Origin of the sequence: Flavobacterium limnosediminis JC2902, assembly GCF_000498535.1 — a bacterium.
GTDB lineage: Bacteria > Bacteroidota > Bacteroidia > Flavobacteriales > Flavobacteriaceae > Flavobacterium > Flavobacterium limnosediminis.
The window spans coordinates 1-23,234 of record NZ_AVGG01000018.1 but is presented as its reverse complement, the minus strand read 5'-3'; the positions used below and the strand labels follow the sequence as shown (position 1 = coordinate 23,234).

24 protein-coding genes are annotated in these 23,234 nt (G+C 37.4%); 4 read left to right on the top strand and 20 right to left on the bottom strand.

All coding sequences use genetic code 11. The features are described from left to right. Positions 1-68: 68 nt before the first annotated feature. The 8 genes from recN to FLJC2902T_RS11660 form a co-directional block, all read right to left on the bottom strand. A complete protein-coding gene (recN, locus tag FLJC2902T_RS11695; protein ID WP_023580000.1) occupies positions 69-1,721 on the bottom strand; it encodes a DNA repair protein RecN in 1,653 nt (550 codons plus the stop codon). A 35-nt stretch (positions 1,722-1,756) separates the two neighbouring features. Then, positions 1,757-2,644, bottom strand: coding sequence for a type IX secretion system protein PorD (gene porD / locus FLJC2902T_RS11690; protein WP_035678529.1), 888 nt, complete (start codon positions 2,642-2,644; stop codon positions 1,757-1,759). Further along, positions 2,637-3,845, bottom strand: a complete 1,209-nt coding sequence (coaBC, locus tag FLJC2902T_RS11685; RefSeq protein ID WP_023579999.1) for a bifunctional phosphopantothenoylcysteine decarboxylase/phosphopantothenate--cysteine ligase CoaBC — start codon at positions 3,843-3,845, stop codon at positions 2,637-2,639. Before coaBC ends, porD begins: the two co-directional genes overlap by 8 nt. 4 nt (positions 3,846-3,849) lie before the next feature. Continuing rightward, entirely contained in the window at positions 3,850-4,170 is a 321-nt protein-coding gene (locus tag FLJC2902T_RS11680; protein WP_023579998.1) for a DNA-directed RNA polymerase subunit omega, read from the bottom strand. A 6-nt stretch (positions 4,171-4,176) separates the two neighbouring features. Continuing rightward, positions 4,177-4,971 (bottom strand): outer membrane protein assembly factor BamD, encoded by a 795-nt coding sequence (locus tag FLJC2902T_RS11675; protein ID WP_023579997.1) that lies wholly within the window; start codon positions 4,969-4,971, stop codon positions 4,177-4,179. Positions 4,972-5,138: 167 nt separating this feature from the next. After that, positions 5,139-5,648: a ferritin gene (locus FLJC2902T_RS11670; RefSeq protein WP_023579996.1), complete on the bottom strand. Its 510-nt coding sequence runs from the start codon at positions 5,646-5,648 to the stop codon at positions 5,139-5,141. 24 nt (positions 5,649-5,672) lie between these two features. After that, positions 5,673-6,554: a 4-hydroxy-tetrahydrodipicolinate synthase gene (dapA, locus tag FLJC2902T_RS11665; protein WP_023579995.1), complete on the bottom strand. Its 882-nt coding sequence runs from the start codon at positions 6,552-6,554 to the stop codon at positions 5,673-5,675. 1 nt (position 6,555) lies between these two features. Further along, entirely contained in the window at positions 6,556-7,074 is a 519-nt protein-coding gene (locus tag FLJC2902T_RS11660; protein WP_023579994.1) for a DUF6913 domain-containing protein, read from the bottom strand. A gap of 48 nt (positions 7,075-7,122) precedes the next feature. On the opposite strand from FLJC2902T_RS11660, the gene FLJC2902T_RS11655 reads away from it, so the two are divergent. Then, complete coding sequence (locus FLJC2902T_RS11655; RefSeq protein WP_023579993.1) at positions 7,123-7,905, top strand: 5'-nucleotidase C-terminal domain-containing protein; 783 nt, start codon at positions 7,123-7,125, stop codon at positions 7,903-7,905. A 10-nt stretch (positions 7,906-7,915) separates the two neighbouring features. Continuing rightward, the gene (locus FLJC2902T_RS11650) at positions 7,916-8,845 is read left to right on the top strand and encodes a bifunctional metallophosphatase/5'-nucleotidase (RefSeq protein WP_023579992.1); all 930 of its coding nucleotides are present in this window, start codon (positions 7,916-7,918) and stop codon (positions 8,843-8,845) included. Here the strand turns inward: FLJC2902T_RS11650 and FLJC2902T_RS11645 are convergent. The 8 genes from FLJC2902T_RS11645 to rpsF all read right to left on the bottom strand — a co-directional run bounded on the left by FLJC2902T_RS11645 (position 8,835) and on the right by rpsF (position 14,996). Then, a complete protein-coding gene (locus tag FLJC2902T_RS11645) occupies positions 8,835-9,536 on the bottom strand; it encodes a lysoplasmalogenase family protein (RefSeq protein ID WP_023579991.1) in 702 nt (233 codons plus the stop codon). The two genes, FLJC2902T_RS11650 and FLJC2902T_RS11645, sit on opposite strands and share 11 nt — an antisense overlap. Positions 9,537-9,668: 132 nt before the next feature. Continuing rightward, positions 9,669-10,346, bottom strand: a complete 678-nt coding sequence (locus FLJC2902T_RS11640) for a lysoplasmalogenase family protein (protein WP_035678525.1) — start codon at positions 10,344-10,346, stop codon at positions 9,669-9,671. Continuing rightward, on the bottom strand, positions 10,336-11,046 hold the full coding sequence (locus tag FLJC2902T_RS11635) for a hypothetical protein (RefSeq protein WP_035678522.1): 711 nt from the start codon (positions 11,044-11,046) through the stop codon (positions 10,336-10,338). The genes FLJC2902T_RS11640 and FLJC2902T_RS11635 overlap by 11 nt, the downstream gene beginning before the upstream one ends. Beyond that, complete coding sequence (gene ligA, locus FLJC2902T_RS11630) at positions 11,039-13,039, bottom strand: NAD-dependent DNA ligase LigA (RefSeq protein WP_023579989.1); 2,001 nt, start codon at positions 13,037-13,039, stop codon at positions 11,039-11,041. The genes FLJC2902T_RS11635 and ligA overlap by 8 nt, the downstream gene beginning before the upstream one ends. A gap of 196 nt (positions 13,040-13,235) precedes the next feature. Next, positions 13,236-13,709, bottom strand: coding sequence for a DUF6495 family protein (locus FLJC2902T_RS11625; RefSeq protein ID WP_023579988.1), 474 nt, complete (start codon positions 13,707-13,709; stop codon positions 13,236-13,238). A gap of 133 nt (positions 13,710-13,842) precedes the next feature. Further along, positions 13,843-14,286 carry a 50S ribosomal protein L9 gene (gene rplI, locus FLJC2902T_RS11620; protein WP_023579987.1) on the bottom strand — a complete coding sequence of 148 codons (444 nt, stop codon included), beginning with the start codon at positions 14,284-14,286 and terminating at the stop codon, positions 13,843-13,845. Positions 14,287-14,352: 66 nt separating this feature from the next. Continuing rightward, entirely contained in the window at positions 14,353-14,649 is a 297-nt protein-coding gene (rpsR, locus tag FLJC2902T_RS11615; protein WP_007138295.1) for a 30S ribosomal protein S18, read from the bottom strand. 5 nt (positions 14,650-14,654) lie between these two features. Beyond that, positions 14,655-14,996 carry a 30S ribosomal protein S6 gene (gene rpsF / locus FLJC2902T_RS11610; protein WP_023579986.1) on the bottom strand — a complete coding sequence of 114 codons (342 nt, stop codon included), beginning with the start codon at positions 14,994-14,996 and terminating at the stop codon, positions 14,655-14,657. A 170-nt stretch (positions 14,997-15,166) separates the two neighbouring features. On the opposite strand from rpsF, the gene FLJC2902T_RS11605 reads away from it, so the two are divergent. After that, positions 15,167-15,865 (top strand): LytR/AlgR family response regulator transcription factor, encoded by a 699-nt coding sequence (locus FLJC2902T_RS11605; RefSeq protein ID WP_035678518.1) that lies wholly within the window; start codon positions 15,167-15,169, stop codon positions 15,863-15,865. Here FLJC2902T_RS11605 and priA read toward each other — a convergent pair. From priA to nadC, 4 genes are all read right to left on the bottom strand, one after another. Beyond that, positions 15,862-18,312, bottom strand: a complete 2,451-nt coding sequence (gene priA / locus FLJC2902T_RS11600) for a replication restart helicase PriA (RefSeq protein ID WP_023579984.1) — start codon at positions 18,310-18,312, stop codon at positions 15,862-15,864. The genes FLJC2902T_RS11605 and priA overlap by 4 nt on opposite strands. Before the next feature lie 785 nt (positions 18,313-19,097). Further along, on the bottom strand, positions 19,098-19,667 hold the full coding sequence (locus FLJC2902T_RS11595) for a chalcone isomerase family protein (RefSeq protein ID WP_035678516.1): 570 nt from the start codon (positions 19,665-19,667) through the stop codon (positions 19,098-19,100). After that, positions 19,664-20,611 carry a YihY/virulence factor BrkB family protein gene (locus FLJC2902T_RS11590; RefSeq protein ID WP_023579983.1) on the bottom strand — a complete coding sequence of 316 codons (948 nt, stop codon included), beginning with the start codon at positions 20,609-20,611 and terminating at the stop codon, positions 19,664-19,666. The genes FLJC2902T_RS11595 and FLJC2902T_RS11590 overlap by 4 nt, the downstream gene beginning before the upstream one ends. Before the next feature lie 73 nt (positions 20,612-20,684). Next, on the bottom strand, positions 20,685-21,542 hold the full coding sequence (nadC, locus tag FLJC2902T_RS11585) for a carboxylating nicotinate-nucleotide diphosphorylase (protein WP_023579982.1): 858 nt from the start codon (positions 21,540-21,542) through the stop codon (positions 20,685-20,687). A gap of 442 nt (positions 21,543-21,984) precedes the next feature. On the opposite strand from nadC, the gene FLJC2902T_RS11580 reads away from it, so the two are divergent. Then, a complete protein-coding gene (locus tag FLJC2902T_RS11580) occupies positions 21,985-23,055 on the top strand; it encodes a tyrosine-type recombinase/integrase (RefSeq protein WP_023579980.1) in 1,071 nt (356 codons plus the stop codon). The last annotated feature ends 179 nt before the right edge of the window (positions 23,056-23,234 follow it).

The following is a 23,234-nucleotide window of genomic DNA, read 5'->3' as shown; positions in this document are numbered from 1 at the left end:
TTTTTTTTTATTCTGGTTTAGTTTGTTATTTGTATGAAAATAAAGCGTAACAAAAGTAAGTTAAAAAATTAATTCAACAACGCTTTTGCGTGATTTAGCGCCGAGTCAGAAATGTCTTTACCTGATAGCATTTCGGCAATTTCAACAATTCTTTCATCGCTGGTTAATAATTTCAATTCGGAAACCGTACTTTCTCCCTGAGCCGATTTGAACACCTTATAATGTTGTTGTCCTTTGGCAGCAATCTGAGGCAAATGCGTGATGGCAAAAACCTGCATTTCTATACTCATCGCTTTCATGATATCCCCCATTTTATGAGCTATTTCTCCCGACACTCCGGTATCGATTTCATCAAAGATGATGGTTGGTAATTTGGAATATTCGGCCAATATCGCTTTGACTGCCAACATGATACGGGATAATTCCCCGCCGGAAGCCACCTTTTTCAACAAACCGAAATCGGTTCCCTTATTGGCAGAAAACAATAGTTGCACTTCGTCTTTACCAAAAGTGTTATAGGTTTCCGATGGTTTGATTTCAAACTGAAAACGGGCATTCACCATTCCGAGTTGCGATAAAACAGACGTGATTCTATCCGTTAAAACCGGCACAGCATTTTTTCTGTTGGTTGAAATCACTTTCGCCACTTGGTCTAAAACTTCAATTTTGGATAGAATTTCGTTTTCTAACGTGCTGATGGCATTCTCCAAATCATCGGCTAAAACCACTTTATTATCCAAATCATTCTGAATCTCGAGTAATTCTTCCACAGAATTTACCTGATGTTTCTTCTGCAGCGAATAAATGGTCTGTAGTTTTTGATTGGTTAATTCCAGTTGTTCCGGATCGTTGACCAGTTTTTCGGTCTGGTTGAAAAGCTCGTTGGAAATATCATCCATTTCAATCAGTACGCTGGAAACGCGCTCGGTCAATTCATTAAATTCGGATGACAAACCTGAAATTTTCTGTAACGAAGCCTTAACTTCTTTTATGTTTTGGATGATTCCGATCTGCTCTTCATTGGTTAAAGCCAGGGACTTGTCCAATGCTTCTTTTATGAATTCGACATTATTGAGTTTTTCAAAAATGTTTTCCAATTCCGATTGTTCGCCGGCTTTTAAATTCGCAGCCAGTAATTCTTCGAGCAAAAACGAATTGTAATCCTGTTCTTTGGCCAGGGATTCTTTTTCTGAAATCAGCTTTTTCAATTTGCTTTTAGCCGATTTATATTCGGAAAGATGACTGTTATATTGCTGAAGGATTTCTGAATTTCCGGCGACAGCATCCAAAATCTGGATCTGGTACGCCTCTTCCGATAATTCTCTTGTCTGATGTTGGGAATGAATGTCGATTAAAAACTCACCCAATTCCTGTAATTCATTCAGGTTTACCGGACTGTCATTAACAAATGCACGGGATTTCCCGGATGGCAGAATTTCTCTTCGAATGATTGTCAAATCTTCATAATCCAGATCGTTTTCTGAGAAAAAAGATTTTAAGCTGTACTTATCAATTTTAAACTGCGCTTCAATTATACATTTTTGCTCCTTATCTTTTAGCGAAGTCAAATCGGCACGTTTGCCTAAAACCAAACCCAGGGCACCAAGAAGAATGGACTTCCCCGCACCTGTTTCTCCTGTGATGATTGACAACTGATTGGAAAAATTCATCTCCAGCTGTTCAATCAGTGCAAAGTTTTTTATGGTTAAGTGTGTAAGCATGGATGTGTCTTATGAAAATGGGTTAAAACACAAATTTAGAATTTTATGGCACTCCATTTAGTGGAATTTAAAGGCGAAATTTTGTTAAGTGTTTCCGTTAATTCAACGATATCAACACTCGGGCCTCCTGAAAAAACATATACTATTTCATCCATTTTTGCATCAAAAAAGATTCTTGTAATAAATGCATTGGGACGAACCGCGTGAATTTTGGAAACTGTTTTGATGGCTTTTGCAACATTTTGCTTGGCCGCTTTCGGATCATCTGCCATTTTATCCATACCCAACTGATGGTATTCATACAAAGCCTCACGATATGGTGTAAAGGTATTGGACAATAAATCGTTTATCAGATAATATCTGTTTTGTTTTTTTTCGGTTTGCGTCCAACCGGATGAACCGCTAGATTGGGCTAGATTGGCCATATTGGCAGCACTTTCCAAATATTTGGTTCCACCCTGATTTGAAAACGTATCGGCATCCAAACCTATAATGATGTTCGCATAAAAAGCGACCATTGCCACCAGGTTGGAATCATAACTATTGGGATTATAAACAAAGTTTTCAAACTCCAGGTATCTGAAATTAAACTCCTTGTCATTATAGTTAAAAACAGGCGAAGTATACGTAGAATTAAATATAGGTCTTGAAGACTGTACCTGAAGCGTGCATTGGAAGTCGTTATTCTCATACGATTGTATGGTTATAAACATACTGCAGTCGATGCGTTCGTTACTGGCAAAGTTTCGGGTACTCCATTTGGTATTATTTACAAATTCACTTAAAGAACGCTCTAAAGTTTTAAATATCTGGACATTAGCATTGGTAATTTGGTCATAGTTGACTTTTACGGAACAATTTAATTCCTGGCCATAGCCAAAAAAAGAAACAACTAAAAGTCCGAATATAATCCAATTACGCATACTGTTTTACTATTTTATTAACGATATCCTGAGCTACTTCTTCCTTGGATTTCAAATCCATAGGTTCAATTGAAAAATTCTTATCGATAAAAGTCACCTTATTGGTTGCTTTACCAAAACCGGCACCTTCATCGTTTAACGAATTAAGAACAATCAAATCTAAGTTTTTTTTCTGAATTTTCTGCTTGGCATGCTCAATTTCATTTTCGGTTTCCAAAGCAAAGCCGATTAAAAACTGCTGCTGTTTTATTTCCCCTAACGAAGCAAGAATATCTTTTGTTTTTTCAAGTTCTATGGAAAACGCCGCATCGTTCTTTTTTATTTTTTGGGAGGCCACATTTTTAGGACGGTAATCCGCCACGGCTGCTGCGGCTACTGCGGCATCAACGCCATTAAAATACTGATGACAAACATCATACATTTCCTGAGCGGAAGTAACCCGAATAACATTTACTAAGGCATGCTTCAACTGCAAATGTGTCGGACCGGAAACAAGAATAACTTCAGCACCCAAATCTGCGGCGGCTTTTGCAATGTCAAATCCCATTTTTCCTGTGGAATGATTCCCGATAAAACGCACCGGATCGATAGCTTCATAAGTCGGTCCCGCGGTTACCAATATTTTTCTGCCTTTCAGAGGAAGTTTACTTTCGATGTCTTTCTCAAGAAAAACAATGATATTTTCGGGTTCAGCCATTCGTCCTTCACCGGAAAGTCCGCTGGCCAATTCACCGCTTTCTGCAGGAATCATGATATTCCCAAATTCACTTAATGCCTTGAAACTGTCTACTGTGGACGGATGTTTGTACATATCCAGATCCATTGCCGGAGCAAAGTAAACAGGGCATTTTGCCGATAAATAAGTAGCAATTAAGAGATTGTCGCAATTACCGTTCACCATTTTGGAAAGTGTATTGGCAGTTGCGGGAGCTATGAGCATTAAGTCGGCCCAAAGTCCAAATTCCACATGATTATTCCACTCGGCTTCTGCCCCCTCTTCATTTGAAAAAGTGGAATATACCGGATTTTTGGAAAGTGTGGACAATGTTAACGGAGTAACAAAATCTTTAGAAGCAGGTGTCATGATTACCTGAACCTGAGCACCTGCTTTTATAAGTAGTCTTACTAATGTAGCTGTTTTATATGCGGCAATTCCTCCGGAAACACCGAGTAGTACTTTTTTACCGCTTAAAACAGACATAGTTTTATTGTTGATTTGAATCTCTGTAATAGATTTTACCGTCTAACCACTCTTGTACTGCTAACGCATGTGGTTTTGGTAATTTTTCGTAAAACTTGGAAACTTCGATTTGCTCTTTGTTTTCAAAGATTTCTTCAAGACTATCATTGTAAGTAGCAAACTCCTCAAGCTTGTCAATCAATTCCTTTTTGATTTCAGAGTTGATTTGATTTGCTCTTCTTGCCATAATAGTAATCGCTTCATACACATTCCCTGTTGGCTCTTCGATTTTACTCTTATTGTAGGTAACTGTATTTACAGGAGCTGTAGTCTTCTTTAAATCCATACTTAATTATTTAGAAAATTTTTGTAATTCTGTTTCAATATTTGCCAATTTTTCATCGGCTTCTTTTTTAAACTTTGTATCCGCTTTATAACGAACCAGTCCGGAATAAGCAGCTTTTGCACTGTTTAAACGTTCTTCCATTTTTGAAGGAACACTGTTTAATGCCAACTGATAATACGAATCAAATTTATAGTATAACGCTTCTTCTTTAAATTTTGTTCCCGGATAATCCGAAATAAAATTCTCCATGGCACGTACTGCCGATTTATAATCTGAAATCGTATTGTATTGTTTTGCGATTTCAAACGCTTTCTTCTCCAATTTATCTCTTAATTCGGCAATAATTTTATTCGCCTCAGCAAAGTTTTTGGAATTCGGATACGTATTGATATACGTCTGCAATTTATCAACAGCCTTTTCGGTATCAATCTGATCCAATGAATAAACCGGAGACAACATCGAATACGATTTTGCAGCTAAAAATGAAGCTTCTTCCCTGTTTTCACTTTTTGGATATGTCGCGGCAAACGATTCGAACTGATAAGCAGCCAGATAATACTGTTCTGTTTTATAATACGATTGTGCAAACATGTAAAATAATTTCTCAGCCTGAGGTTTCCCTCTGTTAGGTCCTGCTATCTGTTCGAACAGTCGGACGGCTTTTGTATACTTCTCTTTTTCATATTTCTGGGTTGCCACTTCATATTTAAAAGCCAAATCCTCTGATTTTAAAGCTTTTTGATAAGGACTGCAGGAAACAAACAATACTGAAAAAAGTAAAATATATAAAAATTTGTTCATGTTTAATTTTCGTTATTATGCCCCAAAATTTCAATTTTTCATTGATTTGAAAGCAAATGCAAAGTTAATTATTAATTATTGATTACAAAATCTTTTTTTCACACTCAAAAAAACGAAAGATGCCGTTACAAAGGCATCTTTCATCAAACGCTTTTTACAGCACTTTATTACATTGAACCGGATTGGCTTCCGCTAAAGTTTTTCATATCGTTATCAAACAGATACAATCCGCCTTTATCATCGCCAATCAGATTAATTTTATCCAAAATCGTTCTTGCGGTTGCCTCTTCTTCGATCTGTTCCGAAACATACCACTGTAAGAAATTATGTGTCGCATAATCACGCTCCTGAAGGGAAACATGAACCAATTCGTTTATACTTTCAGAAACCATAACCTCGTGTTCATACAACTGCGTAAACAACGCCTTGAATGACGAACAGTCCAAAATCGGTTCAATCACATTCGGAATTTTCGCCTCACCGCCGCGCTGGTTGGCATACTTTACCAACTTTAGCATATGCATACGCTCTTCATCCGATTGTTTGTACATGAACGCAGAAATACCTTCAAAACCCTGAACTTCAGCCCAGGATGCCATTGCTAAATAAATTTGTGAAGAATCTGCTTCTACCTTAATCTGTTTATTAATTGCTTCCTGAATAGTTTTCGACAACATAACTTTTCGGTTTTTAGTGAAATGCTAATTTACAACTTTCTTTACAAAAACATCAAGTCGATTTGCTAAATCTTCGTTAACATTCACCAACGGCAAACGCATCGTGTTTTCAGACAAACCTAATGATTTGAAAATTTCTTTGATTCCGCCAGGATTTCCCTGCTCGAAAATCATATCAATACTGTCAGCCAATAAATAGTGTAATTTATAAGCTTCATCTACTTTTCGCTCTAATCCTAAACGAACCATTTCCGAGAATTCTTTCGGAAAACCTTCCCCGATAACCGAGATCACCCCTGCTCCTCCAGCCAAAACCATCGGAAGCGTAATCATATCATCTCCGGAAATCACAAGAAAATCTTTTGGTTTATCCTGAATCAGTTTCATTGCCTGAACAATGTCTCCGGCAGCTTCTTTTATTCCAATTAAATTTTTGAAATCATTTGCTAAACGAATCACCGTTGAAGGCAGCATATTGCTTGCCGTTCTCCCTGGAACATTATATAAAATTACCGGAAGCGGTGAATTTTCAGCAACCATTTTAAAATGCTGATAAATCCCTTCCTGTGTAGGCTTGTTATAATAAGGTGAAACGGAAAGAATAGCTGAAAATCCTGAAAAATCTCTCGTTTTCAATTCTTCCACCACTTTCATGGTATTGTTTCCACCAACACCCAAAACCAGTGGTAATCTTCCGTTGTTAGCTTCTTTAATTGTGCTGATAACCAATTCCTTTTCGTCTGCGTTAAGTGTTGCTGATTCGGCCGTGGTTCCTAAAACAACTAAGTATTCCACTCCGCCGTCAATGACATAGTTCACAATTCTTTTCAGTGCTTCAACATCTACAGAAAAATCTTTTTTAAATGGGGTCACCAAAGCAACGCCCGTCCCAACAAATGATTGCATTTTATATTTTGTTTAAAATTTTTAAATATTTGAATAATTCGGCTACAAATTCCTGATGCTTTTCAGCTATGGTTGTAATCATAAAACTGTTCAGTCGTTTGTCTATGGTAGAAAACCCAACCTTAAAACTGGCTTTTGACTGCAATGTAACCAACGTAAGTATAGGTTTTTCAATATCGTAATAACTGATAAGCATATCAAACGGCTTTTCAATAAAATCTAAAACCGCCTGCTTTCGAAAATCCCCTTTTAAAGAAACATCTGCCCTGCTGAAAAAAGGGTTTTCAAAAGTTTCTTTTTTCTTAATCCGATCCTTGTATACCAAAACTTCAATTGCATTGCGATCCACACCTCCGGCAACAAGCTCTGAAACAAGTTCATTTTCTTTTGCAAAATAAGTCTCGTCAATAAGTAACCCTATCGTTTGTATTTTATTCCCGATGTCGGCAGGCTTATAATCTGATAAGGATTTCTTAACTGATTTTTTAATCAAAAAATCCTTCATTAGTCTTAAAAACATAGTAATTTTACTTAAAATACAAATTTAACCAAATAAGGCATTTTACGGATGGTAAAGTTAAGAAAGTATAACCGTTTTTACACACAATTTATTGTTGCTTTTTCGGTTTTTTTGTTGATTTCCTGCAGTGGAAACAAGTACTATAATTCAAAAATTGAAGGAAAACTGATTCCCGTTACCGCCCAATCGGGTGATGTTACAGCCATTGATGATTTCATAAAACCTTATCGCGAACACATAAACAATGAACTGAACAGTGTTCTGGCTTACGCTCCTGAAACTCTGGATAAAAGCAAAGGCGAATGGCAGACAACCATTGGAAATCTGATGGCAGACATGACCTTTGAAATAGTGAATCCCGTTTTTCTATCAAGAGAAAAGAAAAATATAGACATCTGCCTTTTAAACCACGGTGGCATCCGTGCCATTTTGCCAAAAGGCGATGTGACAACCCGAACCGCTTACGAAATAATGCCTTTTGAAAACAGCGTTGTAGTTGTGGAATTAAAAGGAACTGAAATCCGTGAAATGGCGAATTATATTCTGAAAGAAAAAAAACCGCACCCGCTGAATGGTTTGAAAATAGTCGCCGATAAAAACACGATGGCCGTAAAATCCCTGACAGTTAACGGAAAGCCGCTTGAAGATTCCAAAACCTATTACATAGCCACTTCCGATTATTTATCAAATGGCGGCGATAATATGAATTTCTTTAAAAAAACGGAAAAGACGTATGACATGGAATACAAACTGCGTAATGTGCTTATTGACTATTTCAAAAAAACAGATACAATTCCGGTAATTAAAACTTCGAGAATCATTCTGGAATAAATAAACGAAAATGAAAAGAAGAGCTTTTTTAAAAAATACGGCAGCAAGTTCTGCTTTACTGACACTGGGAGGATTATCATTAAGCAGTTTCGATGCGCCTGAACTATCGGATAAACCAAAAAAATTAACGATTCTTCACACCAACGATGTCCACAGTCACATCGACCCTTTTCCATCCGATCATCCCAAAAACCCGAATATGGGTGGTGTGTCACGAAGGGCTGCCTTGGTGGAGCAAATCCGTAAAGACGAAAAAAATGTACTGCTGTTGGATGCCGGGGATATTTTTCAGGGAACACCCTATTTCAATTATTATGGTGGCGAATTGGAATTCAAACTGATGAGCATGCTGCAGTATGATGTTGCAACCATGGGAAATCATGATTTCGACAATGGCCTGGACGGTTTTTATGCACAATTGCCTCATGCGAAATTCGATTTCGTTTCTGCCAATTATGATTTTAAAAACACTATTCTCAACGGACTTGTAAAACCATATAAAATTTTACATAAAGACGGAATAAAGATTGGTATTTTCGGTTTAGGGGTTGAACTGCAAGGATTAGTCAACAAACAACTTTACAAAGAGACTATTTATAACAATCCGGTTGAAATCGCTCAAGACATGACCCGGATCCTGAAACACGAAAACAATTGCGATCTGGTAATCTGTCTGTCGCATTTGGGTTTCAAATACCCTAATGATCCTGAAAAAATATGCGATGTCACTTTGGCAAAAAAAACAACAGACATCGATTTAATCATAGGCGGACATACCCATACTTTTCTTGACAAACCGGTGATAGAGAAAAATAGGGACGGAAAAGAAGTACTTATCAATCAGGTGGGATGCTATGGAATAAATTTAGGAAGGATTGATTTTTATTTCGACAAAAAGAACAATGTCGCTTCCAATACAGGCAAAAGTATTATTGTTTAATTTTTTCCGACGAGTCCTGATTCATACCAACAACAGCCAGATAAAAAATGTATTGCGCTACGGAAAATATTAAAATAGCTATAGGTCTGAATATTGCAACAGAAAGATAGTAAAAATCAATAGCAACAATAAAACGCATAAATGTAAACAGAATAACATTTATTAAAATATAGGTATTTATTCTGCTTGGTACCATAAAATAATTTGCCAATGAAATTCCCCCTAACAAGATTACCACTATTCCGTTAAGCAGAACGAAATAAAAAGCATCACCAAGGCCATCATTCAACAGTTGTAAAACCGTGATAAAAATAATCACGAACGGGAACGTTCCAATCAGAAAAGGTATTGATTTAGGACGTTTACCGCTTTTTAAAAGTAATATCAACACAAATAACCGACTGAGAAAAGTATTTGCAATACCCAACACAAGCATTTTTTCATCAGCACTGATAAAACAAACATTGGCGATCCACATAAAGAAAAGCACGAGGACAAAATAGTAATTTACACTCTTTTTCTTAGTGTTAACCAAATACAAACAGAACAAAACGGGCATTAAAAGTGGCTTCGTAAAATACAGAAAATCGGTATTCCTTAAATATTCCGCATAAACTAAAATCACGCTTAAAACCAGATAAAATAGTTTAAGATAGTCAGAAGCCCCTGTTTTTCCGATTTTAAAATTCATCCTATTTCTGAATTAAATAATACGGATTTTGCTTAATCCTGATACTCTGATACTCATATATGAGAAAGGTTCTCGGTAAAAAAAACATCTCAACACGAACAGCCAGAGTATTTTTAAGTGATTGTGATTTCATTATCTGTTCTTTTTCAAAAGAAAATATCTGGTGAGAAAATAATATGATAAGACCTGCGTAAAGTTGTTGAAATAATCAAAAACCTCAATTTCAAGGGAATCTTTTTTCAGAACATAAAAAACATCCGAAATTATAAATGACAATCCGGTTAAAAGCATAAAGGTAGTGTATCGGGACGGAAACATATTGTAATTCCAGGCAGAAACGAAACCTATCAATGCCAAAAGGAGACCGTAAATCACAAATAACCATAAATAGTCCGAATTAAACTCAACAACGATATCCAACATACTAAGCAGTAAAAAAACAAGTAAAAAAACACTTATTAACAAAACCAACAAGTGGGTCTTTTTCACAAAGTGAAAGCGTATCCTTATGAAATCATCGAGAATTCCTTTGAAAAACAACAGATATCCCAAGAGAAAAAGAGAAAGAACTATCAGAAAAAAATTCTCCTGATCAATAAGCACAATCATATCACTGATAAAAAACAAAGAGATAATGCTCACATAAATCCAATTTAACCGCTGCTTCTTTTCCTGCATGTAATAAAAAAAAACAGAAGGCGCTATAATTGGTTTAGAAATCAGCATAAGTTCTGCGCTTCCCATAACAACTGCCAACATAAAAATCGCGCAGGCAATAAAATACAAAATCAAAGCAGGTTTATTGTTCATCTGTTATCAAATTGTTATTGTAATGATTCTTGTATAAAAAATATTTTACTAAAAAATAAAAAGAAGCAACCTGACAAATAGCATTAATATTTATAAACACCTGAAATTGACCATAATAATTATAAAGCACATAAAACAAATCACTGATGACAAGAGAAATAACAGTCATCAATATAAAAAAACCGGACGTATCGTTTTTCAACAAGTAATAGGCAAATATTTCAAGGCTAAGTAAAAGAAGTACAATACCATAAACGGTCAGCAATCCAAAATCGGGATCAGCTGCGTTAAACACTAGCGACAACGCTACATAAAGCAAACTGACCAAAAATGCCGTGACAAGGCTGACAATCAGAACCAAAAAATTCGAAAGTTCAGGAATCTTAATTTTAAGTAAATCTTTGGTAACATAGTACCCAACAATCAAATAGGCGGAGAGATTAAGCAACATTAAAGGAATCTGAACATTATGATTTTCAATAAGAAGGATCATATCGCCGATATAAAAAAGCCATAAAGCCAATGACGATAATACCGTGGGTCTGAACGCACTCTCCTGCCAATAATAAAAATAAATTGCCGGTAAGATCATGGGTTTAAACAAAAGTGCCACCGATGAATCCCATTCAAAAAAAACAGATAAAACATACATCAGTGATGCAGTAAAGTACAACAGTAAAGCCGGTTTACTTTTATTCATTTATCATTTTTATAAAATCATCTTCACTGATAACCGGTATGTTCAATTGCTTTGCTTTTTCAAGTTTGGCTGGCCCCATATTATCCCCGGCGACCACAAAATGCGTTTTGGCAGAAATGGAACTCCCCACTTTCCCGCCGTTATCTTCGATTGCTTTCTTTAAATCGTCACGCGAAAACTTTTCAAAAACTCCTGACACTACAAATGTTTTACCTAAAAGGACATCAGAAACTGTAGTATCAGCGGTTGCCAGAACCTCTAGCTGAACCCCATAATGTTTTAATCTGTCAATGATAAACCTATTTTCCTGATTATCAAAAAATTCAATGACACTTTGAGCGATTTTTTCACCTATTTCATCGACTAAAATCAAATCCATCAGCGAAGCCGAAGCTATTGCATCAATCGATTTATAATGTTTTGCCAGTTTTTTGGCAACGGTTTCTCCCACATATCGTATTCCTAAAGCATACAAAACGCGCTCAAACGGAATTTCCTTCGATTTTTCAATTCCCCTGATCATGTTATCCGCCGATTTTTCCGCCATACGCTCGAGCGGAATAATCTGTTCTTTTTTCAGCTCGTATAAATCGGCATAATTTGTCACCAGATGATTATTAAAAAGCAATGCTACGGTTTCCCCGCCCAAGCCTTCAATATCCATGGCCTTACGCGTAATAAAATGCTGAATTCTTCCGATAATCTGTGGCGGACAACCATAGAAATTCGGACAATAATGATTCGCTTCGCCTTCTTTTCGCTCCAACTCGGTCTGACATTCCGGGCAATGCGTAATGTATTTTGTTACTTCGGAATCCTGAGGACGTTTGTTCAAATCAACCCCTATGATTTTCGGAATGATCTCCCCTCCCTTTTCCACAAAAACCTCGTCACCAATCCGTATATCCAGTTTCTCAATCTGATCTGCATTATGCAAGGAAGCTCTTTTCACAACTGTTCCGGCCAATTGAACAGGCTCTAAATTGGCAACCGGTGTAATAGCACCCGTCCGGCCAACCTGATACGAAATCGAATTTAATTTTGTCGAAACCTGTTCGGCTTTAAATTTATAAGCGATGGCCCAACGAGGTGATTTTGCAGTATAACCCAATTCATCCTGTTGATGTAGGTCGTTTATTTTCACTACAACACCATCGGTTTCATATGGCATTTCGTGTCGGTGCTTGTCCCAATAATTTATAAAATCCAGAACCTCATCCATATTTTTAGCCAAATGAGATTGCTTGGGAACCTTGAAACCCCATTGACGAGCCTTTTCTAAACCTTCGAAATGAGTCTTAATTGGCAGATTATTTCCGATTAAGGAATACAACAAACAATCTAACGGACGCTTTGCTACTTCGGCACTGTCTTGGAGTTTCAGGCTGCCGGATGCAGTGTTTCTAGGGTTAGCATATGGTGTTTCACCGATTTCAATCAGCTCCTGATTCATTTTTTCAAAACCGGCAAAGGGCAATATGATTTCTCCGCGAATGTCAAACTTTTCAGGAAAGTCACCCTTTAACCGGATCGGAACTGCTTTTATGGTTTTAATGTTATTGGTCACATCGTCTCCCTGAAATCCGTCACCTCTGGTAACCGCGCGTTTCAGCTTACCATTTTCATAGGAAATACTGATGGAAGCACCGTCATATTTCAATTCGCAGGTATATTCCATTGGAACATCACCCAGAATTTTCTGCGCCCGCTTCTCCCAATCCAGCAAATCCTCCTTGGAATAGGAATTATCCAGCGAATACATCCGGTACTCATGTGGGACAGTTTCGAAATTTTTGGTAATCGCGCCTCCTACCCTTTGTGTTGGGGAATTTTCATCGAAATATTCGGGATGCTTTGCCTCAAGTTCCTGAAGCTCTTTGAGTTTTAAATCGAATTCATAATCGGAAATCGTGGGATTATCCAATACATAGTAGTTGTAATTATGCTGATTAAGTTCGTTTCGTAAGGCTTGTAACGTCTGCAAAACATCCATAAAAAAGAAAATTGGCTAGATTAGTTTGATGCACCTAATTTAACCAATTTTTCATATAAGTAAAATTTATTTTTTGGCGGTCATATATGTTATGATTCGCTAATCCGTAAGCTCGGGTTGCCTTATGTTTATTGGTGTTTACTTACGTAAAACCTAATATTAATGGCGATTTCAGAATATCCTTTTTAAAACAAAACTATTGTTCCAAAATACCACTCATCTGTTCAAATAATTCGCCTTGCGTAAAAATAGCACCCTGCTGAACCAAATTGAAAATTTCCGTGTTGCGGTCATCTACAAAAACTTTCTGACCACGCTGAACCTCAACATTATCCGTAAAGAGATTATCGCTCAACCACTGCAGACCTTCTTTTTTAAGCAAATCAACTTCAGGGATCAAAGCACGGATAATAATGGTCATCATGTGCACTTCAGTACAATGGAAAAGGAAAATGTAATTTTTGGAATAATGCTCCAAGTATTTTGCATTACCCAAAACACCTTCCCAAATCAAATCCGAGAAAACATCAATTTCCTGTTCTGCCACTTCGGGTTTTTGGACTTTTAGGGTATCCCATTCGTCTTTATCAATCGACTGTGATGCCAGAAAATTAATAAATTCCGGGTGCAGTTCTTCCAGTTGCTCCTTGGTAAGTCGTGTATATTTCATTTTTTTTTAAGCCTTAAGCAAAAGGCTGTAAGCTGTAGGCATGAAACACTTACCGCTTAAAGCTTTTTTTATAGTTAAATATAAAAAAAAATCCCGATTTACACCGGGACTTTTCTACTTATTCATTCTGAAATTAAGCTTGTTCAGCTAAGATTTCATAAGCTAATTCAACGATTACATCACGGTGTAAACGAACTGAAGCAGTATATTTACCTGTACGTTTTACGATACCTGAAGTGATGAATTTTTTGTCGATAGACTGACCGTTTTTCTCTAAAATTTCAGCGATGTCAGCATTAGTAACTGATCCGAATAATTTCTCACCACCTGCTTTAGCTGTAATTTTGATCTCCAAAGCTTTTAAAGCCTCACCGATTGCTTTTGCATCAGCAACCACTTTAGCTTCTTTATGAGCTTTTTGTTTCAGGTTTTCAGCTAAAACTTTTTTAGCAGAAGGTGTTGCCAAAATAGCAAAACCTTGAGGGATTAAGAAGTTACGACCGTAACCTGGTTTTACAGATACCACATCGTCTTTAAATCCTAAATTCTGAACGTCTTGTTTTAAAATAAGTTCCATGTTGTTGTCCTTATATTTGAGAAGTTAGGTTCCGTTTTACCGGAAACCAACAACTGTTATTTTTAATTATTTTAATAAATCAGCCACGTAAGGCATTAAAGCTAAGTGACGAGCTCTTTTCACAGCTACAGACACTTTTCTTTGGTACTTTAATGAAGTTCCTGTTAAACGACGAGGAAGAATTTTTCCTTGCTCATTAACGAATTTCAATAAGAAATCTGCATCTTTATAATCGATGTATTTGATTCCAGATTTTTTGAAACGACAATACTTTTTAGTTTTGTTTGTTTCTATGTTTAAAGGCGTTAGATATCTGATATCCCCGTCTTTTTTTCCTGAAGCGGATTGTTGTAAAGTTGCCATAATAATTATGCTTTAGCTGCTTTTAATTTTGCTCTTCTTCTTTCTGCCCAAGAGATTGCGTGTTTGTCTAAACTTACAGTTAAGAAACGCATAACTCTTTCGTCACGTCTGAATTCAGTTTCAAAAGCAATTAAAACTTCTGGTGACACTTTGAATTCGAATAAATGGTAAAAACCACTTTTCTTGTGTTGGATTTCGTAAGCCATTTTCTTTAAGCCCCAATCCTCTTTAGATACCATCTCTGCTCCTCTAGAAGTAAGAAAATCTTCAAACTTGCTAACTGTTTCCTTTACCTGTTGCTCAGATAAAACGGGATTCAAGATGAAAACAGTTTCATAATGATTCATAATAAAAAATTTATTTGTTATAAAATTGGGTGCAAAAATAGTGATTTATATTTAACCCGCAATAGCATTTTTAGTATTTTAGATGAAATGCAATATTTTCACATAATTACTTTGTTTATTCAAACTATATTAGTTATTTTTATTTCGATATTAACTCTCACCATAAGCTTATGAAAATAAATTGTATCGTAGTTGATGATAGTAGCATCCAAAGATTGACAATTACTAAATTAGTAAATGACAACCCGAATCTGGAGCTTGTAGGCGAGTTTTCAAATGCTGTGGAAGCCAAAAACTGTATCACAAATAAAAATGTGGATTTGGTTTTTCTGGACATCGAAATGCCCGTTATTAATGGATTCGACCTTTTGGACGGCCTAAAAACAAAACCACAGGTAATTTTCATTACCTCCAAGGCGGAGTATGCCGTAAAAGCATTCGATTATGCCGCGACGGATTACCTTCACAAACCCATTACACGAGAACGCTTTAGCCAGGCTGTTAAAAAAGCCATAAGCATGATTTCGTTAAGTAAAGAAAACGGCGGTGAAGAAGAAAGCCCACACATCTTTATTAAGAGTAATTTAAAAAAACTGAAAATTTACATCTCCAGAATCAAATGGATTGAAGCCTACGGCGATTATGTAAAAGTGATTACCGAAGAAGACAACCACCTGGTTTTGTCAACAATGAAAGCCTTTGAAAACGAATTACCCAAAGACAAATTTATCCGTGTTCACAAATCATTTATCGTAAACATTGATAAAATTGAGAAATTTAACAGCAAATTTGCCGAAATCGGTTCAAATAAAATTCCGTTAAGCCGAAACAAAAAAGAAGACTTGGTAAAAGCCATCGAAAACGCTTAATAATTATCAACGTTTATCGTGACTTTTATAGCTCTGTACTGAGCAATTGCCTCAAAACTATTCAGTATCCTCTGGGTAGTTTTTTTGGTTTGACCCAAATGGTTCTGATTCGGAATCTTAATTAATATCGTACGGATAAATTCATTACGAATACGACTGATAGCAGGTTCTTCCGGACCCAAAACAGGAATCTGCAATTGTTGCACCAAAACATTGTACAACCACATCGAACCTTCTTTCAGTTTATCAAAATCCCGATGTTTTAACGTTAACTTCACCAAACGGTAATACGGCGGATATTTAAAATTATGACGCTCATACACTTGCTCGTTATACATTCCGTTATAATCGTTATGGGTCACCTGCTGAATAATATTGTGGTACGGATTATACGTCTGAATCATCACTTTTCCCCGCTTCTCGCTCCTGCCCGCGCGTCCCGACACCTGCATCATCATCTGATAAGCGCGCTCGTGCGAACGGAAATCGGGCTGATTCAGCATGTTATCCGCATTCATGACCCCAACCAACGTTACATTATCGAAATGCAGCCCTTTGGCCAACATCTGCGTACCCACTAAAACATCAATTTCAAGATTTTTAAAGGCATCGATAATTTTCTCGTAGCCGAATTTCCCTCTTGTGGTATCCTGATCCATTCGTCCGATGGTTTTCTCCGGAAAAAGCGCTTTCAGTTCCATTTCAATCTGCTCGGTACCGAAACCTTTGGTCGACAAATCCACCGACTGGCAAGCGTGACAATGCGTCGGATTCGCAATTGAATGCCCGCAGTAATGACAACGCAATTGGTTCTTGAATTTATAATACGTCAGACTCACATCGCAACTCGGGCATTGCGGCACGTGTCCACAGGTCATGCATTCCACAAAAGGCGAATACCCGCGTCGGTTCTGAAACAAAATCACCTGCTCGCCTTTGGATAAGGTTTCAGCCATCGCTTCGAGTAAATCATCGGAAAAATGTCCGTTCATTCTCTTTCGCTTGTACTTATCTTTTAAATCGACCAAATAGATTTCAGGCAACACAACATTTCCGTAACGCTCGAAAAGTTCCACCAGACCGTATTTTTTCGCTTTTACGTTATGATAAGTTTCCAGACTTGGCGTAGCCGATCCTAACAACACTTTAGCCTTATGCTGCGATGCCAAAACAATGGCTGCATCCCGGGCATGGTAACGTGGTGCGGGATCGAATTGCTTAAAGGTTTGCTCGTGTTCTTCGTCGATCACAATCAGTCCCAAATCGAAAAACGGTAAAAATAAAGCCGAACGTGCTCCAATAACAATCTTTGCCTTATCGGAATGCTGCAAGACCTGGTTCCACACTTCAATCCGTTCGTTATTGGAATATTTCGAATGGAAAACCGCCACCTGATTCCCAAAATAAGCCGTAAGTCTTGTAACCAATTGTGTGGTTAAGGCGATCTCCGGCAAGAGGTATAAAACCTGTTGTCCTTTAGCGATATAGTCTTCGATTAATTTGATATAAATCTCTGTTTTACCCGAAGCCGTTACGCCGTGCAATAATGTAACCGATTGCTTATCAAAACTTTCTTTTATTTCGTCAAATGCTTTTTGCTGTGGAAGACTCAACTGAAAACCGGACTCTTCTTCTTTTTCGAAAGAAACGCGGTCCTCTGTAATATAATATTCTTCAAAGATTTCTTTGTCTACCAACGATTTCACCACCGCCGAAGTGCTTCCGGAAATTTCCAGCAATTGCTTCACCGAAACCGGTTTTTTCTCTTTGGCATTCAACTGAAAATAATGCATGACCAGTTCGCGTTGCTTTTGGGCGCGAGAAAGGATCTGCATTAATTCCGACAACTGTTCCTGCTGTAAAAATTCCTCTTGCAGACGGATGTACCGGGTTAATTTCGGTTTGTATTTTTCAGCGACTTCTTCCTGAAGGACCAATACGTTTTTGGCGAGCATCGCATTTAAAACCGGAAACACGTTTTTCTTTCCTAGAATAGCAACGATGTCTTCTACTTTTAAAGACGATTGCTGCTGTAAGGCCTGATAAATAAGAAATTCGCTGTCCGAAAGTTCTTTGGCATTAACAGTAACCTCCTTTGGTGCGGAAATAATGGTTTCGCTTTCCAGCAGGAATCCGGACGGCAAAGCGCTTTTAAACACTTCTCCGATGGAACACATGTAATAGTTTGCAATCCATTGCCAATGCTCGATCTGGAATTCGTTTACTACCGGTGCATCGTCTAATATCTGATGGATTTCTTTGGCCTGATAAAGCGTTGGCGCATTCTGATGTAAATCGATGACCAAAGCGGTGTAGATTTTAGTTTTCCCGAAAGGCACCGCCACACGCATTCCCTTTTGGATGTACTGAAACTCGGCTTCAGAAACCAGATAGGTAAAGGTTTTGGGTAGGGCTAAGGGTAAAACGACTTCTACGAAATGCGGCATAAACTACTTTTGAGTTACAAATATAAGTCACCGGGATTTATTTTGGATAGTAATTTCAGAAATTGATTGGGAGGATTTAACCGCAAAGATCGCAAAGGTTTTTATTCCTGCAACTAAATATCAAACACAGATTTCACGGATTTTCACAGATTTGAAAATGAATAAACTGCTTAATTGGGGGTTTAACCGCAAAGGATTTTCGCGACGGACGCTAGGTGTTTGTTCTGAAACTGTATATTGAACACAGATTTCACAGATTATTAAATGTTTTTGGATTTAACCGCAAAGGTCGCAAAGGATTTTCGCAAGGTGCGCAAAGGTTTCGTAGGAAGATCTCAAAGGTTTTTTCTTCACGAACACGACAAAAGGTTTTAAAGTTCCTCTCTAGCCCTGTCCCGATAGCTATCGGGAGGAGCGACATCCTTTATACATGGTCATTTCGAGAACTTCATTGACCCGATAAAAGTACAATGACCGTGTAAAAAGATATAGCGGACAGCAGGAACATGGAAACCAAAGAAGCCCAAACCTCCCCATAGCTATCGGGACGCTTCAAAAAACACACTTTTACTTTTCTAAAATCTGCGGCAATCCGTTTTATTTGTTTTTTTTTATTTAGCAGCCTAAACAGTAAACACAGATTACACGAATTTGCACAGATTAATCTGTGTCAATCTGTGAAATCTGTGTTGAAAAAAAGTTACTTAAACAAAAAGTAAATACTAACTCAAACCAATAAAAAAACCGCCCAATGGACGGCTCTTCATTTATATTTCTGCGGAGGGTTATTTCCCTAACATTGCTGTTTTAAGGTTTTTATCTGCCGGTTTGCCCGATAACCAGATTCCGAATAACGCTTTTTTGAAATCGGCGCCTTCAATAACTCCTTTTTCTTTTCCGTTTTTGGAAACCACTACGCCTTTTCCGGGAACATACACGATATCAAATACATCCCATTCTTTAATCTCATCTTTGAAACAGGCTTTAAATTGGGCGATTTTAGCTTTGATTGGTGCCGTATTTTTATTAGTTGAATTCTCAAATCCTTCGTTTACGGCATTAATCATCTTTTCACTGGTAATCATACTTGAAATGATTGTCAGTTTGATGGCTCCGGCATCGGGACTACTCATTATTTCGGCAGCATTGGAACTCTTTTTGGGCAAATACAAAGCACCAACATATAAATCAATCCACATCTTTTCTCTAATTCCGGCTCCGTTAAGCACTAAGTTTTGTCCTTCCAAAGTGACTTTGTGCGCCAATTTAACTCCGCCAACTTCTGTTGTCTGTGCAGTTGCCGAAAATAATCCAACTACCGCTACAACTAATAATGTTAAGAATTGTTTTTTCATAATGGTTGTTTTAGGTTTTTGTTAAATATACTGTTTTTTCTTTTATGATGATTAATTATCGCATTCAACTCGAATCCCAACAATAAAATCATACAGTTAATCCATATGTAGAACATTAAAACAAGAAGTGTACCAATTGAACCGTACAACTCGTTATAACGCGCAAACCGCACTACATAAATCCCAAACAGATAAGACGTTACAATAACCAAAACCGTTGTTAACATGGCTCCGGCGTTAAAAAACGGAATCTGTTTTGTTTCCCGGGTTCCGTATTTAAATAAAAAGGAAGTGGACACAAAAAGCATAATCAGTAAGAAAGCATTCCGCGCCCATTGAATAATTAATACATCGTCTAGCATGAATGCGCTGGAAAACTTCTGAATGAACACTTCGGAAACTACGATTGAAGATATGGTTACAATCAGAAAGAAGGAAAAAACCAATGACAAAAAGATCGAAACGGCATATTGACGAAAATACCCTCTTTTTATATTAACGTGATACGAGGATTCAAAACCGCCCAAAACAGCATTTAATCCATTGGACATCAAAAATATAGATAACAGAAAACCGAACGAAAGCAAGCTCTTATAGGAATTATTCATAATATCTTTCAGAATCGCTTCGATGGCACCGTAAGTATTTGGTGGTACACTATCGGAAACGAATTGCAGAAAATCCTCCTGAAATCCTTCTAACGGGATATACGGAATCAGGTTCAAAATAAACAGTGCAAACGGAAAAAGCGCCATAAAGAAGCTAAAAGCAATGGCTCCGGCACGATAGGAAAAAGCGCCCTGAACAATTCCGATTCCGTACAGTTCCAGAATTTCGTAGAGATCCACACCTTCCAGACCGGGAACTGCTACTTTCTTACAAAAAGCCATAAGCTTGTTAAGCACCGGAATCTTCTCGATTTGTTCTTCTATTTCTTTGGACATTTACTTGGTTGTTAGTTTTTAGGTATTAGGCAATAGTTTAGCACTAATGACTATCGACTTTCGACTAATCACTTTATATTGCTTTCAGACTCAAATCTAAATTGTATATCGAATGCGTCAGTGCACCCGATGAGACAAAATCCACGCCACATTCCGCAAACTGACGCACAGTAGTTTCATCAATTCCACCGGAAGATTCTGTTAAGCATTTATCCCCAATCATTGCAACCGCTTTACGTGTCATTTCGTAATCAAAATTATCCAGTAAAATTCTGTAAACCCCTTCGTTTCTGAGAATTTCAGCAACTTCATCCAGATTTCGGGCTTCAACAATTATTTTCAAATCGAGATTGTGCTCCTTTAAATAGGCATTCGTTTTTTCAATCGCTTTGGTAATTCCGCCCGCGAAATCATTATGATTGTCTTTCAGCATAATCATATCATACAAAGCAAAACGATGATTTTCACCACCTGCAATCTTAACCGCCCATTTTTCGATGGCACGGATTCCCGGAGTTGTTTTTCGGGTATCCAGTATTTTGGTTTTGGTTCCTTCCAGTAAATCCACGAATACCTTTGTTTTCGTTGCGATGGCGCTCATTCGCTGCATGGCGTTTAACACCAAACGTTCCGCTTTAAGTATGGATTGCGAACTTCCGGAAACATGAAAAACCACATCGCCGTATTTTACTGAAGCTCCATCATTAATGAATACTTCCACTTCCAGATTCGGATCCACATACTGAAACACCATTTTAGCAAATTCAACTCCGGCAATTATCCCTTCATCTTTCACTAAAAGTTTTGCTTTTCCTGTCGCAGAAGCCGGAATACAGGCCAACGAACTGTGATCGCCGTCGCCCACATCTTCCCGGATGGCATTCGTAATTATTATATCAAGTTCCTTTTGAAACTGAGCTTCAGAAATCATAATCGTACAATTTAACTGCTAAAATAAGACATATTTTGGAATCGCACACAATTGTTAAAATCAAATAATTCCACTTCACACAATTTTGCTCCTATTCTGCCTCTACAGTACTCTGATTGAAAGTAGCATGAACTTTAATGTACTTAAAATACAACTCTTTTAAAAAATTTATTTTTTGTTTTTTGGAGCGTCCCGATAGCTATCGGGAGGTTCGGGCAAATTTGGAATCGCAGTTCCTGCTGTACGCTCTATCTTTTGTTCCGCCAAGGCTCCACAAAAGGATGCCGCTGCCATCAGGGCTAGAGGAAAAACTCTAAAACCTTTTGGAATGTTTTGGAAGAAAACCCGACACAATCCAAATCGAATACTTTTTACCAAAAACCAAGACTCCTTAGGATATTTACTACATATTTATTATATTTGCTTATTAACTATACGCCATATGATTGACTTTTCGCCTTACACTTTTACTTTTGAAGAACTTAAAAATCAAAGGGTTATACTAATTCGTTTTGAATACAATTCTACGCTTAAAGATCAGATTAAGGAATTAAAAGGTTCGAAATGGAATCCGGAATTAAATGCGTGGCATGTTCCTGACTCTGCAGAATACCGGAAACTTTTCAATTTGCCGGAAGATTATTCGGTAGGCAAATATGTCTTATCTAAAATTTCGTTAAGTAATCGCGCTGAAATTCAACGCATGATTTACCAGCTTAAACTCAAAGGCTACAGTCCGAACACCATTCGCGCCTACGCCCATGAATTTGCACAATACCTTTATTATTTAAAAGATTTTAATGCGCAGGATTGTGGCGAAACCGAAGTGCGCGGTTATCTTATATTTTGCATAGATGATTTACGACTATCCGAAAATTCGTTGCACAGCCGCATAAATGCCGTAAAATTTTATTACGAAAAGGTATTGTTTCAGGAAAGAATATTTCTTGAGATTCCGCGACCTAAAAAGCAAAGCAAACTCCCTAAAGCCCTGAACATGCATGAAGTTCGCAAAATACTTGATGCCACCGAAAACTTAAAACACAATACGATGCTCAAACTCTGTTACGGCATGGGACTGCGGCTGAGTGAAATACTGAATTTAAAAGTAGCGAATATCGACAGCAAAAGCATGCGGGTACATATTGAGCGTGGCAAAGGAAAAAAAGACCGTTTTGTGAATTTACCCGAAAGCATTCTGGATCAGCTTCGCTCCTATTACACTCAATACAAGCCAAAAACCTATTTATTTGAAGGACAATATGGCGGACAATACAGCCCCCGAACCATCCAGGAAGTATTTAAAAAAGCACTGACAAAAGCGAACATCACCAAAAAAGTCGGCATTCACAGCTTGCGACACAGTTTCGCCACCCACCTATTAGAAAACGGCACCGACATCAGATTTATACAAGAGTTATTGGGTCATAATGATATTAAAACCACATTTATCTACACCCATGTCTCAGACAAATCTATCAGAAAAATCATTAGTCCACTTGACAACTTATAATTTATTTCTATATTTGAAACCGTCAGTACCTGTAAAAATATATTTTGCATATATTCAAAAAAACGAATAGCATTATTTTAAATATATTTTCACAAAACACTGATTTTAAAGAAATTAACAAGCAAGTGTATTTGTCGTAGAACTGCGTATATACATGAGTTAGCAACAATATTATGTCA

Excerpts from the sequence above, each read along its gene's own strand:
- recN (WP_023580000.1), bottom strand. The coding sequence starts at position 1,721 with ATGCTTACACACTTAACCATAAAAAACTTTGCACTGATTGAACAGCTG.
- porD (WP_035678529.1), bottom strand. The coding sequence starts at position 2,644 with ATGCGTAATTGGATTATATTCGGACTTTTAGTTGTTTCTTTTTTTGGC.
- coaBC (WP_023579999.1), bottom strand. The coding sequence starts at position 3,845 with ATGTCTGTTTTAAGCGGTAAAAAAGTACTACTCGGTGTTTCCGGAGGA.
- FLJC2902T_RS11680 (WP_023579998.1), bottom strand. The coding sequence starts at position 4,170 with ATGGATTTAAAGAAGACTACAGCTCCTGTAAATACAGTTACCTACAAT.
- FLJC2902T_RS11675 (WP_023579997.1), bottom strand. The coding sequence starts at position 4,971 with ATGAACAAATTTTTATATATTTTACTTTTTTCAGTATTGTTTGTTTCC.
- FLJC2902T_RS11670 (WP_023579996.1), bottom strand. The coding sequence starts at position 5,648 with ATGTTGTCGAAAACTATTCAGGAAGCAATTAATAAACAGATTAAGGTA.
- dapA (WP_023579995.1), bottom strand. The coding sequence starts at position 6,554 with ATGCAATCATTTGTTGGGACGGGCGTTGCTTTGGTGACCCCATTTAAA.
- FLJC2902T_RS11660 (WP_023579994.1), bottom strand. The coding sequence starts at position 7,074 with ATGTTTTTAAGACTAATGAAGGATTTTTTGATTAAAAAATCAGTTAAG.
- FLJC2902T_RS11655 (WP_023579993.1), top strand. The coding sequence starts at position 7,123 with ATGGTAAAGTTAAGAAAGTATAACCGTTTTTACACACAATTTATTGTT.
- FLJC2902T_RS11650 (WP_023579992.1), top strand. The coding sequence starts at position 7,916 with ATGAAAAGAAGAGCTTTTTTAAAAAATACGGCAGCAAGTTCTGCTTTA.
- FLJC2902T_RS11645 (WP_023579991.1), bottom strand. The coding sequence starts at position 9,536 with ATGAATTTTAAAATCGGAAAAACAGGGGCTTCTGACTATCTTAAACTA.
- FLJC2902T_RS11640 (WP_035678525.1), bottom strand. The coding sequence starts at position 10,346 with ATGAACAATAAACCTGCTTTGATTTTGTATTTTATTGCCTGCGCGATT.
- FLJC2902T_RS11635 (WP_035678522.1), bottom strand. The coding sequence starts at position 11,046 with ATGAATAAAAGTAAACCGGCTTTACTGTTGTACTTTACTGCATCACTG.
- ligA (WP_023579989.1), bottom strand. The coding sequence starts at position 13,039 with ATGGATGTTTTGCAGACGTTACAAGCCTTACGAAACGAACTTAATCAG.
- FLJC2902T_RS11625 (WP_023579988.1), bottom strand. The coding sequence starts at position 13,709 with ATGAAATATACACGACTTACCAAGGAGCAACTGGAAGAACTGCACCCG.
- rplI (WP_023579987.1), bottom strand. The coding sequence starts at position 14,286 with ATGGAACTTATTTTAAAACAAGACGTTCAGAATTTAGGATTTAAAGAC.
- rpsR (WP_007138295.1), bottom strand. The coding sequence starts at position 14,649 with ATGGCAACTTTACAACAATCCGCTTCAGGAAAAAAAGACGGGGATATC.
- rpsF (WP_023579986.1), bottom strand. The coding sequence starts at position 14,996 with ATGAATCATTATGAAACTGTTTTCATCTTGAATCCCGTTTTATCTGAG.
- FLJC2902T_RS11605 (WP_035678518.1), top strand. The coding sequence starts at position 15,167 with ATGAAAATAAATTGTATCGTAGTTGATGATAGTAGCATCCAAAGATTG.
- priA (WP_023579984.1), bottom strand. The coding sequence starts at position 18,312 with ATGCCGCATTTCGTAGAAGTCGTTTTACCCTTAGCCCTACCCAAAACC.
- FLJC2902T_RS11595 (WP_035678516.1), bottom strand. The coding sequence starts at position 19,667 with ATGAAAAAACAATTCTTAACATTATTAGTTGTAGCGGTAGTTGGATTA.
- FLJC2902T_RS11590 (WP_023579983.1), bottom strand. The coding sequence starts at position 20,611 with ATGTCCAAAGAAATAGAAGAACAAATCGAGAAGATTCCGGTGCTTAAC.
- nadC (WP_023579982.1), bottom strand. The coding sequence starts at position 21,542 with ATGATTTCTGAAGCTCAGTTTCAAAAGGAACTTGATATAATAATTACG.
- FLJC2902T_RS11580 (WP_023579980.1), top strand. The coding sequence starts at position 21,985 with ATGATTGACTTTTCGCCTTACACTTTTACTTTTGAAGAACTTAAAAAT.